Origin of the sequence: Nannocystis sp. (genome assembly GCF_016714285.1) — a bacterium.
Taxonomy (GTDB): Bacteria; Myxococcota_A; Polyangia; order Nannocystales; family Nannocystaceae; genus Nannocystis.
Window position 1 is genome coordinate 419,827 of the sequence record NZ_JADJNN010000002.1, and the last position, 12,484, is coordinate 432,310.

The window sequence follows — 12,484 nt, forward strand, 5'->3', positions numbered from 1 at the left end:
TATTGGGCTTTACGTGGCGACGCGCCTTGCCCATACTCCGTCCCCCCGGAGGAGTGGCCGAGCGGTCTAAGGCAGCGGACTTGAAATCCGTCGTGGGGGTGACTCCACCGAGGGTTCGAATCCCTCCTCCTCCGCTCACAGCTTGTTTGTCGGTCGTCGCCCGACTACTGGGTCAGGAGCTTGCCGAGCGAGTATTCGTGCAGGCCCGGCTGCTCGTGGTCGCGGTGCAGGCCCTCGATGATGTAGCCTTGGCGCAGCTTGATGACGATCATCGGGATGTTATCGATGTAGATCGTCGACATCGCCTTGGTGAAGCCGGCGCGGCGGATCTCCGCCTCGATCGCCCGCGAGATCGCGGCACCGACGCCGCGCTGGCGGTGGGCCGGGTCGACGACGGTCTTGATGCTCTCGGCCAGGAAGGCGGTCTTGCGCACATAGGCGGCGCTGCCGACCCGGGCGCCGGCGTCGTCGTGAGCCCAGAAGAAGCGGTGCAGGCGATCGCGGACCAGCTCAGCGTCGATCGGGAAGGGGCTGCGATAGTTGGCGTTCACGAAGGCGATGAGCGTCGCGACCTCGCGCTCGTCGGCGAGGTCGACGGCGCGCAGGGTGACACGGAGTGTGGTTGGCTCGATCATCGTAGATTCGCGGGGTGTGCGGGTAAGCGTCACGGCAGCAATGGCAGCAGCGGGATGAGGCCCTCGCGCGGCATCGCGGCCAGCTGGGCCCACAGCGGGGCCATGTGCTCGGGGCGCTGGTGGACGGCGAACATGGTGTAGATGCCGGTGACGAGCTCGCGGAGCTCGGCCACGGTGACCCAGCGCTCGTGTTCGGCGCCGACGCGGCGCAGCGCCAGCAGCAACGGCACCGGCTGCGGCGAGCTCGCGTCGATCTCCGCGGACGGACGGAAGTCGGGCTGGTGGTAGTGCACGAGCAGTGGGTCCGGCTTGCGAAAGCCGGCGCGGGCGTACGACCGCAGGCGAGCGAGCACGTCGGGCGAGCCGTCGGGCGAGCTGTCGTTGGGGTGCTCCATCTCGCCGACCAGGGTGATCGCGTCGCAGCGACGGCCGGCCGCCGCGGCGCAGGCCCTCGCGGTCTGCAGCGGCAGCGCGCGCAGCCAGGCCGAGAGCCCGCCGCCACGCAGGGCCGGCTCGACGATCACGTGTGACAGGTGGACGAGCACGCGGGTCGGCGCGCCAGGCCCGGCGCTGGGCGGGACGATCGCCGTGTGGTCGCGCAGGCCGACCAGCTGATCGCCGGCCAGCACGGCGATCAGCTCGTAGCGCAGCGCGTGACCGTGCACGAGCGTGCGTGGGTCCCACGCGAGGCGGTCGCGGATCACCTCGCGTTGTTCCATCTCGCCGCGGGCCCCGAACTCCTGCCAAAGGCGGTCATAGATGCGGGCGAACAGCGGGTCTCGCGGATCGTGGACGGCCTGCACGCGCAGGCGCGACCAGTCGAGCTCGCGGGCCCGCTCGTCGCCCGGCGCGAGGTCTTCGGGGACGATCCGCAGCGGCTGCATCGCGGGCGAGTTTGTCATGAAGCCCAACCAGGCCGATAGCCATGGATCGCCGACTCGATATCAGCGCTGTCGCGGCGAGCGGCCGGTGAGGCGGGTGTAGAGCTGGTAGCCGAGCCAGCGAAACGGCTCCGGCGGGATGATCGGCAGGCGCTTTTGAAAGAATGGCAGGCCCTGCCAGGGGCCGTGGTCGTCGCTGTAGAGGTCGCGCAGGACCCGGCCCGCGAGCGCGCCGAGGGCGAGGCCGTGACCGCTGTAACCCAGCGCATAGTAGATATTGCGGTGCGGACCGGTGACGCCCATCGAGCAGATGCGATCGAAGGTGATCGCCAGCGGGCCGGTCCAGCGGTGGGTCACCGGGACGTCGGCGAGGCCCGGGAAGTAGCCGCGCATGCGCGCCTCGATCGCGGCGAAGTTGCGGGCGCCGGCGTCCGCGGGGAACACCGGCGAGCCGCCGAAGCTGCAGGTGTACGCAGCGTTGCTGCCCCCGCCGAACAGCATGCGGCCGTCGCTCATGCGCCCGCCGTAGGCGATGCGATCGAGGTCGTCGGCGAAGCCCTCGAGGCCGAGCTGCTGCCAGCGCTCTGCCGACAGCGGGGCGGTGGCGACGACGTGCGAGTGCAGCGGGAGGATGCCGCGCGTGAACAGGCCGAGCTGCGGGGTGTAGGCGTTGGTCGCGACGACGACCGCCGCGGCGCGCACGCTGCCCTCGGCCGTGTGGAGGATGACGGGCTGGCCCTGCTCGACGCGCAGCACCGGCGTGTCCTCGTGGACGGTGACGCCGCGCGCGAGCAGCCGCGGCCGCAGGCCCCGCAGCAGCGCCGCGCAGTTGACCATGCCCGCCGTGGGATCGAGGACGGCGCCGTGGATGCCGTGCATGCCGATCGCGTTGCCGGTCGCGTTGCCCGCGAGCCAACGCATCGGCAGGCCCCAGTCGCGCCACGTCGCGACCCGGGCCTCGGCCTCGCGCGCGCTGGCCTCGGTGGTGTAGACCTCGAGGCAGCCGCGGCGTGAGAAGCCGCAGTCGATCGTCGAGGCGGCCGCGAGCGCCTCGACGATGTCGATGCCCGCCGAGGTCGCCGCGAACACCCGCTGGGCCAGCGTCGCCTCGCGCGGCTCGACGCCGTTGATGCCGTTCAACACCTGGCCGCCGTTGCGCCCGCTGGCGCCGTTGCCGAGGCCCCGGGCCTCGAGCAGGACGATGCGGCGGTCGGGATAGCGCTCGGCGAGGTGCCAGGCCGTGGACACGCCCGTGATGCCGCCGCCGATGATCGCGAGGTCTGCGCTGACATGCCCGCGCAGCGCCGGGAGGCGCTCGTAGGGCGGGAGCGCCTCCAGCCACGCGGATCGGTTGTCGTCGATGAGGCCCTGTCGCATGCCGTGTCCCGCGGCCGCGGCCGCGCGTGCCGAGACCGCTGCACTTTACACCAGCGCGACGAGCTGGGCATCCTGGGGCGCGAAAGACCGCATGACCCTCGGAACCCGCGTCCGGCTGTGCCTGAAGGACCTGTATCAGCAGGACATCGTCGAGATGATCGAGCGGGAGACCCGGCGTTACGCGTTGGAGTCGATCGAGCACCCCGACCACCCCGACTTCACGCGCGCCTACCAGATCTTGTGGGACGTGTTCGGCGCGACCGGTGAGATGGAGCCCGAGTCCGCGATCCGCCAGTTCCTGCTCGAGGACTCGTTCGAACCGCTGCCCTCGGGCACCTTCTGCCGCTACTTCCTCATCGTCGCCAAGGACCGCGACGGCAACCTGCGCGGCGTCCGGGACGGCACCGTGCTCTACAACCCGAGCTGGGCGCCGGACCTGTGCACCGTGTACCTCAGCCACATCAACCTGCTGCCGCAGGCGCGCGGGACCGTGCTCACCTACTGGCTGCGCATCGCCCCGGTCGAGCTCGCGGTCGAGTACCTGTACCAGCTGCAGCAGCGCGGCCTGGTCCAGCTGCCGCTGCCGGACCAGCCGGGCAAGAACTTCGGCGTGCGCCTGAACCTCGCCGCCGAGATGGAGTTCTTCTCGCCCGACGACCGCCTGTCGCTGCAGCGCATCCTGTTCTACGGGCGCGGCGGCTTCGACGTGATCGACCCGCGCCACTTCCCGTACCGCCAGCCCGACTTTCGCGCGCCGGAGGTGATCGCCGAGACCGGCAACCGCCCGGTGCCCTTCATGCTGCTATTGCGTCGCATGGGCCGCGAGCGCCAGGCCCGGCTGCCGATCGACGAGGCGCGCATCACCATTCGCCACCTCTACGACGAGTTCGCCTGCTTCTGCACCCCCGAGTTCCTGCAGAACAGCGTCGACATCGTCCAGGCCCGGCTCGAGGAGCGGCGGGCCAAGGGCAAGCAGGACGTCGAGCTGCTGCCGCTGCCGACCGGGCCGACCAACCTCCAGCGGCTCAAGCGGCTGTTTCGCTACGACAACCTGCGCCGCTACTACGCCGACGTGGGCGGCGCGAGCGACTACCTCGAGCGCATCAAGACGCTGCTAGCCGGCAATCCGCGGTGGTTCGACGACGAGGTGGCGGCGCTCGGCGTCGAGCTGGCGAAGACGCCGCACTATGTCTACAGTTCGCGCGACAAGGGCATCTGGGCCGCGGACATGGCGAACGACATGGCGAACGACATGGCGAACGATATGGCGAACGATATGGCGAACGATATCGCTAACGAGGAGACCCCGAAATGACCCGCGCAATCCACCTGCAGACAGAGATCCCCGGACCGCGTAGCCGCGAGATCGTCGCCCGCCGCGACGCCGCCATGCCAAGCGGCGCGGCCCGGCTCACGCCGATCGCCGTCGCCTCCGCCCACGGCGCCGTCGTCACCGACGTCGACGGCAACCGCTACCTCGACTTCGCCGGCGGCATCGGCACCCTCGCGCTCGGCCACACGCCGACGGCGGTGGTCGAGGCGGTCCAGCAACAGGCCGGTCAGCTGCTGCACATGTGCGCGATCGTTGCCAGCTACGAGCCGATGGTCGCGCTCGCCGAGCGCCTCAACGCGATCGTCCCCGGCGACCTCCCACGCCGGACCGTGCTGATGAACAGCGGCGCCGAGGCGGTCGAGACCGCGGTGCACATCTGCCGCAGCTTCACCCGCCGACAGGGCATCGTCGTCTTCGATGGGGCCTACCACGGGCGCACCAACCTGACCCTGGCGATGACCTCGAAGTTCGCGCTGTTCAAGAAGGGCTACGGGCCCTTCGCGCCCGAGGTGTACCGCTTCCCCTTCCCCAACACTTACCGCCGCCCGGCCGAGTTGACGGAGGAGGCCTGGGTCGACTGGCACATCGAACAGCTCGACCACGGCTTCACCGCGATCGTCGACCCGGGCCACGTGGCGGCGGTGTTCATCGAGCCGGTGCTCGGCGAGGGCGGCTTTCATCCGGCGCCGGCGCGCTGGCTGCGGCGGCTCCGTGAATTGTGCGACCAGCACGGGATGCTGCTCGTCGTCGACGAGGTGCAGTGCGGCATGGGTCGCACCGGCAAGCTGTGGGCGATCGAACACGCGGGCGTGGTGCCCGACCTGCTGCTCACCGCGAAGTCGCTCGCGGCCGGCATGCCGCTGTCGGCGGTGGTCGGCCGCGCCGAGGTCATGCAGGCGCCGCACCCGGGCGGGCTCGGGGGCACCTACGCCGGCAATCCGCTGGCCTGCGTCGCCGCGTTGCAGGCGATCGCGCAGATCTCGGAGCCCGCGTTCTTGCAGCGCTCTGCCCGGCTCGGCGAGCGCCTGCGCGGGCGCCTGCTGGCGATCCAGGCCCGGCACCCGAGCTTCGTCGGCGACGTGCGCGGGCTCGGCTCGATGCTGGCGATCGAGCTGGTCCGCGACCCGGTGCGCAAGGAGCCGTGGGTCGAGGCGACCCAGGCCGTCAACGCCGAGACCCTGCAGCGCGGGCTCATCACGATCCGCGCCGGCCTGCACTCCAATTGCGTGCGCTTCTTGCCGCCGCTCGACCTGCCCGACGAGCAATTCGCCGAGGCGATGACGGTGCTCGATCATTCGATCGACGCCGTCGCCGCGCGCCTGAGGCCGGCATGAGCCGCGAGCTGTTTTTCATCGGCGGGGCCTGGCAAGCGGCCCACGGTGATCGCTGGTGGACCGTCGTCGATCCCTCGACCGGCCAGGCGATCACCGAGGTGCCGTGGGGCGATGGTGATGACGCGCGCACAGCGATCGACGCCGCCGCGGCGGCGTTCCCCGCGTGGTCGCGACGCACAGCGTACGAGCGGGGGGCGATCCTCGAGCGCGCCGCGGCGCTGATCCGCGAGCGCGTCGAGTTGTATGCGCGGCGGACCAGCGAGGAGTCGGGCAAGCCGCTGGCGCAGTCGCGCGGCGAGTGGGCCGGGGCGCCGAACTATCTGCGCACCGCCGCGGAGGAGGCGCGCCAGCTCGGCGGGCGATGGATCGCCGCGCGCCTGCCAAGTCGGCGGATCGACGTCACCTATTCGCCGCTCGGGGTGGTCGGCGTGATCACGGCGTGGAACTTCCCGATCTACAACGTCAACCGCGCCGTCGCCTCGGCGCTGGCGGCCGGCTGCTGCGCGGTGGTTCGGCCCTCGGAGTTCACCCCGCGCACCGCCCTCGACTACGCCCGCGCGTTGCACGACGCCGGCCTGCCCCCGGGGGTGCTCAACGTGATCACCGGCGAGCCGCACGCGATCGGCCAGGCGATGCTCGATGACCCGCGCTGCCGCAAGATCGCCTTCACCGGCTCGACCCGGGTCGGGAGGCTGCTGATGGAGGGCGCCGCGCGCACGGTGACGCGGCTGGCGCTCGAGCTCGGCGGCAACGCGCCGGTGATCGTGTTCCCCGACGTGAAGGACATCGCGGGCCTGGCCCGCGCGGCCGTGACGGCGCGACACCGCAATTGTGGGCAGGTGTGCATCGCCCCGCAGCGGTTTTATGTGCACAGTTCGATCTACGAACAATTCGTCGACGCGATGGCGGCGGCGGTCCGCGCCGAGGTGGTGGGCTCCGGCCTCGACCCGCGCTGCACCGTCGGACCGCTGATCAACGCCCGTCAGCGCGACCGCGTCGCGGAGATCGTCCGCGGCTCGATCGCGGCGGGGGCGGTGCCAGTCGTCGGCGGCGAGGCGCTGCCAGGCCCGGGCTTCTTCTTCGCCCCGACCCTGCTGCGCGACGTGCCCGCGGCGGCGCCGGCGATCCAGGAGGAGGTGTTCGGGCCGGTGACTCCGGTGGTCCGCTTCGACTCGACCGACGAGGCGCTGGCCCTGGCGAACGCGACCGAGTACGGCCTCGCGGCCTATCTGTTCACCGACGACCTGGGTACGGCGATGCGGGTGTCGGAGCGGCTCGAGTTCGGGATGGTCGGCGTCAACGACTGGTATCCGGTGACCGCGGAGGCGCCGTTTGGCGGCTTCAAGCAGTCGGGCCTCGGGCGGGAGTCGGGCCGCGAGGGCGTGCACGAGTACGTCGAGGCCAAGACGCGATACTTCGGGGGGCTCGCGTGAGGGGCGGCGAATTGCGGCCCCTGGTCCTCCGCGGCGACGCACAGCGCCGCGGGGCGAGCCACGGTCGCGCGCTCGCGTCGTCGATCCGCGAATATGTCGAGGAGCGGGTGGCGCTGGCCTGCAACGGCAGCTGGGCCGGACGCGGCGCGACCCGGGCCGATATCCTCGGACTCGCCGAGGCGATGCTCCCGGCGCACGCGGCCTACTCGCCCGAGCTCTACGCCGAGATGCTGGCGCTGGCGGAGGCGGCGGGTATCTCTGCGGCCGAGGCGGTGATCGTCGGCGGCTTCACGGACTTCGTCGACGCCGTGCGGGCGCTCGGGCACGCGGCGCCCGAGGAGGACGATTGCACCGCGGTGCTGGTCCCGCCCGGGCGCGGCGGTCCGTGGTTCGCCCAGACCTGGGACATGCACGATACGGCGACCCCGCACGTGGTGCTGCTCGACCTGCAGCCCGAAGGGCAATCCGACGAACCCAGCGCGCTGGTGTTTAGCACCGCCGGCTGCCTCGGACAGATCGGCATGAACGACCGCGGGCTCTGCGTCGGTATCAACAACCTCACCGCCGCCGACGGCCGCGTCGGCGTCACCTGGCCCTTCGTCGTCCGCGAGGTGCTGCGCCAGGACTCGCTCGCCGCGGCGCTCGCCTGCGTGCTGCGGGCCCCGCTGGCCGGCGGCCACGACTTCCTGCTGCTCGACGCGCAGGGCCGCGGATACAACGTCGAGGCGATGCCGACCCACGCCGCCGTGACGCCGCTGGCCGGGCTGCCGCTGGCCCACACCAACCATTGCCTCGACCGCGCGTGCCAGGCCCGCGAGGCGCCGCGCTCGGCCGAGATGGTGACATCGTCGCTGGAGCGGCTGGCGACGGCGGAGCGGCTGCTGGCGGACAACATGGACCATGCGGGCCTCGAGGCCCTGCTGCGCGAGCCGGGGGCGATCTGCCGCCGCTCGACGCCGCCGTTCCACGTCGAGAGCTCGGGCGCCGTGATCTGCCGCCCCGACACGCGCGAGCTGTGGGCGGTGTGGGGCATCCCCGCCGACCGACCCTTCCAGCGCTTCGTGGTAGGTCGACATGACTGAGTTCAAGGTGGTCCAGATCAGCGAGGCGCTGGCGCCGGCGGTCGGCGAGCTCGAGCGCCTGTGCTTCCCGCACGCCGACCCGACTGAGCTCATCGACCTCGAGGACGCGGTCGAGTCGGCGCGCACCTTCCCCGAGGGCTTCTTCGTCGTCCTCGACGGCGAGCGCGTGGTCGGTCAGGGCGCGGGCATCTTCCTCGACTTCGACTTCGCGCGCCCGCAGCACAACATCCTGTCGATCACCGGCGTCCACCAGTGCGGTAATCACGACCCCAACGGCGCCTGGTACTACGGCACCGATATCGCGGTCCACCCGGCGTATCGCCGTCGGGGGATCGGCCGCATGCTGTACGACCTGCGCAAGGAGCTCGTGCGCCGCCACGGCAAGCGGGGCATCCTCGCCGGCGGGCACATCCCCGGCTTCGCGGCGCACAAGCGGGCCATGAGCGCGGCCGAGTACATCGACCGGGTCGCGCGCGGCGAGCTCTACGACCCGACCCTCTCGTTCCAGCTCCACCAGGGCTTTCGCGTGGTGACGGCGCTGGAGAACTACCTCAAGGACGAGGCGACCGACTCATGGTCGGCGCTGATCGTGTGGGAGAGCGACGCGCCGGTCACCTGCGGCTGACAGCCGGCGCGGCGCTTCTGTTACCATCCGCAGCCCATGGACGCCGCCCCACCGCTCGTGTGGATCGACCTCGAGATGTCCGGCCTCGACCCGGACACCTGCGAGATCCTCGAGATCGCCACCATCGTCACCGATGGCGAGCTCGAGATCGTCGCCGAGGGCCCCGACATCGTCATCCACCAGGCCGACGCCGTGCTCGCGCGCATGGACGCCTGGTGCACCCGCCAGCACGGTCACAGCGGCCTCACCGCCCAGGTCCAGGCCTCGACCATCGCGCTCGCCGAGGCCGAGGCGCGCACGCTCGAGTTTCTCCGCGTCCACTGCCCCGCCGGCAAGTCGCCGCTGTGCGGCAACTCGATCGGCCACGACCGCCGCTTCATCGTCCGCTACATGCCGGCGCTCGCCAGCTTCCTGCACTACCGCAGCGTCGACGTGAGCTCGGTGAAGGAGCTCGCGCGCCGCTGGTACCCCGACCTGCCGGTCCACCCCAAGGGCGAGACCCACCGCGCCCTCGACGACATCCGCGAGTCGATCGCCGAGCTCCGCCACTACCGTCAGCACATCTTCCGCTGACTGGACCGCCCAACTCAGCGCGCTCGCACCCCGACCCCGTGCCCTTCGTAGCGATCCGCCTGCACTACCTCCTCGTGTACGCGGTCGTCGGCGCGTACATGCCGTATCTGCCGGTGTTCCTCGGCCGCGACCTCGGCATGCCCGACTCGCAGATCGGCTGGGTCGCAGGCATCTACGGGCTCTCGGTCGTGCTCAGCCCGCCCCTGGTCACCTACCTCGCCGACCGCCGCTTCACCGGCCGCACCTTGATCGGCCTCGGTCTCGCGCTCTCCGCCGTCGGTCTCGTCGGCCTCGCCTCGGCCTCGCGCTTCGTACCCGTGCTGCTGGTCTCGTTCGCGTTCGCCACCGTCTTCACGCCCCTGTTCGCCCTGATCGACGGCCTCGCCTTCGCCGCCATGGCGCGCGAGCAGGAGGCTGGCCGCAAGCACCCCGCCTACGAGCAGCTGCGCGTGTGGGGCAGCCTCGGCTTCATGCTCCCGGCCTTCGTCCTGTTCTTCGTGCTCAAGGCCGGCGCCGCCTCGGGACGCGCGGCGATCCTCGCGGCGGCCGTCGCCGCCGGCATCGGCCTCGTCTGCGTCCCCCTGCTCCCGCGCGTGCCGCCCCCCGCCCGCGAGCGCGATGTCCCGCGCGGCGCCACCTGGCAGGTGCTGCGCGCCCGGCCCACGCGAGACCTCGTCATCCCGCTCACCCTCCTGTTCTCCGCGATCGCCATCTTCTACGCCTTCTACGCGCCGCTCGTGCTCGCCGTCGGCATCGACGCCGAGTGGGTCGGCCTCGTCATGAACCTCGGCGTGGTCGCCGAGCTGCCCTTCATGCTGGCCGGCGGCCCGCTCCTGCGCCGCTTCTCGCTGCGCAGCCTGGCCCTGCTCGGCGCGGCCTGCCTGACGCTGCGCATGGCCCTGCTCGCCGCCGTGCCCGACCCGATCGTCACGATCGCCTCGCAGCTGCTGCACGGCCCCGTCGTCGTCGCCCTCTACCTGATCCCGCCGATGTACCTGAACCTCAAGGCCTCACCAGGCGTGCGCAACCACGTGCAGGGCCTGCACGTCATGCTCTGCTACGGCCTCGCGCGCGTGCTCGGCTCGGTGATCGGCGGCTACGCGGCGGACCTCGCCCTCGCCCTCGCCTTCGCCCTCGCCGCGGCCCTCGCGGCCCTCGCGTGGCTGTGGCTGTGGCTCCGTTTCCACGACCCGGAGGTCGACGCGATCCTGCGCCCGCGCGAGACACCTGTCTCCAAGGACATACGCAGTGACCTGTCCCTCGGGACAGACGTCCCTCAGCCCTCGTCGTCGCCGTCGGGCACCTGATCGTCCGGGCCAGCGACGATCCGCCGCGGCGGCGGCGCCACGACCGGCTGCAGCCGCGTCGGCGGCGGCGGCGGGGCGGCGATCGCCCCCAGCTCGCCCGGCAACGGCCGCAGCAGCGCCGTGAAGGCCGCGAGCGCCGCGACCACCAGCTCGTCGTCCTGCGCCTGCAGCACCGCCCGCGCGTCGCGTACCCCCGAGAGCACCGCCTCGCGGGTCTCCGGGCTCACCTTCTCCGTCTCCGCGAGCGCCCGTTCGGCGCGCTGGGCCATGCCCTCGAGCCGCTGCCGCCGCTCGGCGAGCTCCCGCGCCGCGCGAGCCTCGGCCTCCTCGGCGCGCGCCGCCTCAACCATCGCCGTCAGCGTGGCGGCGTCGAGCCCGGGCCGCTCGACCACGAGCTGCGCCTCCTTGCCGCGAAACAGCTCGCGGACCGTCAGCTCTAGCACCTGGTTGGCGTCGAGCTGGAACTTGACCTCGATCTCGGGCCGACCCGACAGCGTGAACGACAGCAGCGTCGGCGGCTCGGCGCCGCCGCGATCGCCCTCGAGCACGCGGCACTCCGGCCCGGCTCGCCCGTCGCCCGGCGTCGTCATCGGCTCGCTGTGCTCGGCCGGCACCGCGGCGCGCCGCGGGAACAGCGGGGTCGCCTCGCCCGCGCCGACCTGCAGCCACAGCGGCCGCCCGAGCGCCTCGTGCACGACCAACTCCGGGCTGCGCGACGCCAGCAAGCCGGCGAAGATCGCCGCCCCGCGCGCGACCACATCCTCGCTATTGAGCGCGTCGACGGGGATCCGGCGAAACACCGCCTCGACGCGCTCGTGCACCGCCGGCATCCGACTGCATCCACCGACCAGCAGCACCTGCGTCACGCTGTCCGCGGCCCGCCCCGAGTCGTCGAGGGTCCGCTGCACCGTCGCCGCGCAGCGATCGATCAGGTCGGCGACCAGCTTCTCCAGCCGCGCCTGCGTCAGCTTGACCTGTAGGTGCTTCGGCCCGGCCTCGTCGGCCGCGAGGTAGGGCAGGTGAATGACCACATCCTTCTGGCCCGACAGCACGACGCGCGCCTTCTCCGACGCGTCGCGCATGCGCGCCCGCACCACCGGGTCGGCCGCGCCATCGACACCGGTCTGCTCGCGGAACTCGGCCAGCAGCCACTCGACCACCCGCGCGTCGAGATCCTCGCCGCCGACCTCGACCCCGCGCTGCGCCAGCACCTCGATGCTGCGCTCACCGACCGCGAAGATCGCCACGTCGAAGCCGCCGCCGCCGAAGTCGATCACCGCGATCGTCTCGTCCTCCACCGCGGTGCGACCGGCGTGATAGGCCAGCGCCACCGCCGTCGTCGCGTGCACGAGGCGCCGGACCTCGACCCCGCCGAGCCGACACGCCGCGATCGTGGCCCGTCGCTGCGCGTCGCGCAGCTGCCCGCGCACCGCGACCACCGCCGTGTGCAGCGGCTCGCCGAGCTGCCGCTCCGTCGTGTGTCGCAGCTGCCGCAGCAGCGGCGCCAGCAGCACGGGCGGCGCGACCAGCTCGCCCTCACCCGCGCCGCTCGCCGGCACCAAGCGCACGCGCAGCTCGCCATCCGCAGCGCGCAGCAGCGGCTGCGGACGCCACGCCTCGAGGTCGAGCTCGTCGAAGCGGCGCCCGAGCAGGCGCAGCGGCGCGAGCAGCATCTGTCGCGGCCGCGTCAGGCACAGCCGGCGCGCGCGCTCACCGACGATAACCCCAGCGTCCTCGTGGCCGATCGCCGAGACCTCGCGATAGACCTCGCGCCCGATCAGCAGCGCCACGGCCTTGCCGGCCTCGAGCACCCCCACCACACAGCGCGTCGTCCCCAGATCGATCCCGACAGGCAGGCTCATCGTGCGCGGCAGGGTACGCGAACCGCGATCGCTGTCAACACG

General features: G+C 72.0%; 11 protein-coding genes and 1 tRNA gene. 8 read left to right on the forward strand and 4 right to left on the reverse strand.

Annotated features, from left to right (window positions below; translation table 11 throughout):
- The first annotated feature begins 47 nt into the window (after positions 1-47).
- Positions 48-134, forward strand: a tRNA-Ser gene (locus tag IPJ59_RS05950).
- A 30-nt stretch (positions 135-164) separates the two neighbouring features.
- Here the strand turns inward: IPJ59_RS05950 and IPJ59_RS05955 are convergent.
- The 3 genes from IPJ59_RS05955 to IPJ59_RS05965 are packed head-to-tail and all read right to left on the reverse strand — an operon-like array spanning position 165 to position 2,893.
- Positions 165-668: a GNAT family N-acetyltransferase gene (locus IPJ59_RS05955; RefSeq protein WP_293270114.1), complete on the reverse strand. Its 504-nt coding sequence runs from the start codon at positions 666-668 to the stop codon at positions 165-167.
- Positions 665-1,519 carry a hypothetical protein gene (locus IPJ59_RS05960; protein WP_293270116.1) on the reverse strand — a complete coding sequence of 285 codons (855 nt, stop codon included), beginning with the start codon at positions 1,517-1,519 and terminating at the stop codon, positions 665-667. The genes IPJ59_RS05955 and IPJ59_RS05960 overlap by 4 nt, the downstream gene beginning before the upstream one ends.
- A gap of 60 nt (positions 1,520-1,579) precedes the next feature.
- Positions 1,580-2,893: an NAD(P)/FAD-dependent oxidoreductase gene (locus tag IPJ59_RS05965; RefSeq protein ID WP_293270118.1), complete on the reverse strand. Its 1,314-nt coding sequence runs from the start codon at positions 2,891-2,893 to the stop codon at positions 1,580-1,582.
- Positions 2,894-2,984: 91 nt separating this feature from the next.
- Here IPJ59_RS05965 and IPJ59_RS05970 point away from each other — a divergent pair, with 91 nt between their 5' ends.
- The 7 genes from IPJ59_RS05970 to IPJ59_RS06000 are packed head-to-tail and all read left to right on the forward strand — an operon-like array spanning position 2,985 to position 10,580.
- Positions 2,985-4,208, forward strand: coding sequence for a hypothetical protein (locus tag IPJ59_RS05970; protein WP_293270120.1), 1,224 nt, complete (start codon positions 2,985-2,987; stop codon positions 4,206-4,208).
- Positions 4,205-5,560: an aspartate aminotransferase family protein gene (locus IPJ59_RS05975; RefSeq protein WP_293249084.1), complete on the forward strand. Its 1,356-nt coding sequence runs from the start codon at positions 4,205-4,207 to the stop codon at positions 5,558-5,560. Before IPJ59_RS05970 ends, IPJ59_RS05975 begins: the two co-directional genes overlap by 4 nt.
- On the forward strand, positions 5,557-6,993 hold the full coding sequence (locus IPJ59_RS05980; protein WP_293270122.1) for an NAD-dependent succinate-semialdehyde dehydrogenase: 1,437 nt from the start codon (positions 5,557-5,559) through the stop codon (positions 6,991-6,993). Before IPJ59_RS05975 ends, IPJ59_RS05980 begins: the two co-directional genes overlap by 4 nt.
- Complete coding sequence (locus IPJ59_RS05985) at positions 6,990-8,075, forward strand: C45 family autoproteolytic acyltransferase/hydolase (RefSeq protein ID WP_293249078.1); 1,086 nt, start codon at positions 6,990-6,992, stop codon at positions 8,073-8,075. Before IPJ59_RS05980 ends, IPJ59_RS05985 begins: the two co-directional genes overlap by 4 nt.
- Positions 8,068-8,700, forward strand: a complete 633-nt coding sequence (locus IPJ59_RS05990) for a GNAT family N-acetyltransferase (RefSeq protein ID WP_293249075.1) — start codon at positions 8,068-8,070, stop codon at positions 8,698-8,700. The genes IPJ59_RS05985 and IPJ59_RS05990 overlap by 8 nt, the downstream gene beginning before the upstream one ends.
- Before the next feature lie 36 nt (positions 8,701-8,736).
- Positions 8,737-9,273: an oligoribonuclease gene (gene orn, locus IPJ59_RS05995; protein WP_293270124.1), complete on the forward strand. Its 537-nt coding sequence runs from the start codon at positions 8,737-8,739 to the stop codon at positions 9,271-9,273.
- A 38-nt stretch (positions 9,274-9,311) separates the two neighbouring features.
- Complete coding sequence (locus tag IPJ59_RS06000; protein ID WP_293249069.1) at positions 9,312-10,580, forward strand: MFS transporter; 1,269 nt, start codon at positions 9,312-9,314, stop codon at positions 10,578-10,580.
- On the opposite strand, the gene IPJ59_RS06005 is transcribed toward IPJ59_RS06000, so the two are convergent.
- Positions 10,550-12,442, reverse strand: a complete 1,893-nt coding sequence (locus IPJ59_RS06005) for an Hsp70 family protein (RefSeq protein ID WP_293270126.1) — start codon at positions 12,440-12,442, stop codon at positions 10,550-10,552. The genes IPJ59_RS06000 and IPJ59_RS06005 overlap by 31 nt on opposite strands.
- Positions 12,443-12,484 lie beyond the last annotated feature (42 nt).

What these genes read in the sequence shown, in the direction of transcription:
- IPJ59_RS05960 (WP_293270116.1), bottom strand. Translation starts at nt 1,519, where the DNA reads ATGCAGCCGCTGCGGATCGTCCCCGAAGACCTCGCGCCGGGCGACGAG.
- IPJ59_RS05965 (WP_293270118.1), bottom strand. Translation starts at nt 2,893, where the DNA reads ATGCGACAGGGCCTCATCGACGACAACCGATCCGCGTGGCTGGAGGCG.
- IPJ59_RS05970 (WP_293270120.1), top strand. Translation starts at nt 2,985, where the DNA reads ATGACCCTCGGAACCCGCGTCCGGCTGTGCCTGAAGGACCTGTATCAG.
- IPJ59_RS05975 (WP_293249084.1), top strand. Translation starts at nt 4,205, where the DNA reads ATGACCCGCGCAATCCACCTGCAGACAGAGATCCCCGGACCGCGTAGC.
- IPJ59_RS05980 (WP_293270122.1), top strand. Translation starts at nt 5,557, where the DNA reads ATGAGCCGCGAGCTGTTTTTCATCGGCGGGGCCTGGCAAGCGGCCCAC.
- IPJ59_RS05990 (WP_293249075.1), top strand. Translation starts at nt 8,068, where the DNA reads ATGACTGAGTTCAAGGTGGTCCAGATCAGCGAGGCGCTGGCGCCGGCG.
- orn (WP_293270124.1), top strand. Translation starts at nt 8,737, where the DNA reads ATGGACGCCGCCCCACCGCTCGTGTGGATCGACCTCGAGATGTCCGGC.
- IPJ59_RS06005 (WP_293270126.1), bottom strand. Translation starts at nt 12,442, where the DNA reads ATGAGCCTGCCTGTCGGGATCGATCTGGGGACGACGCGCTGTGTGGTG.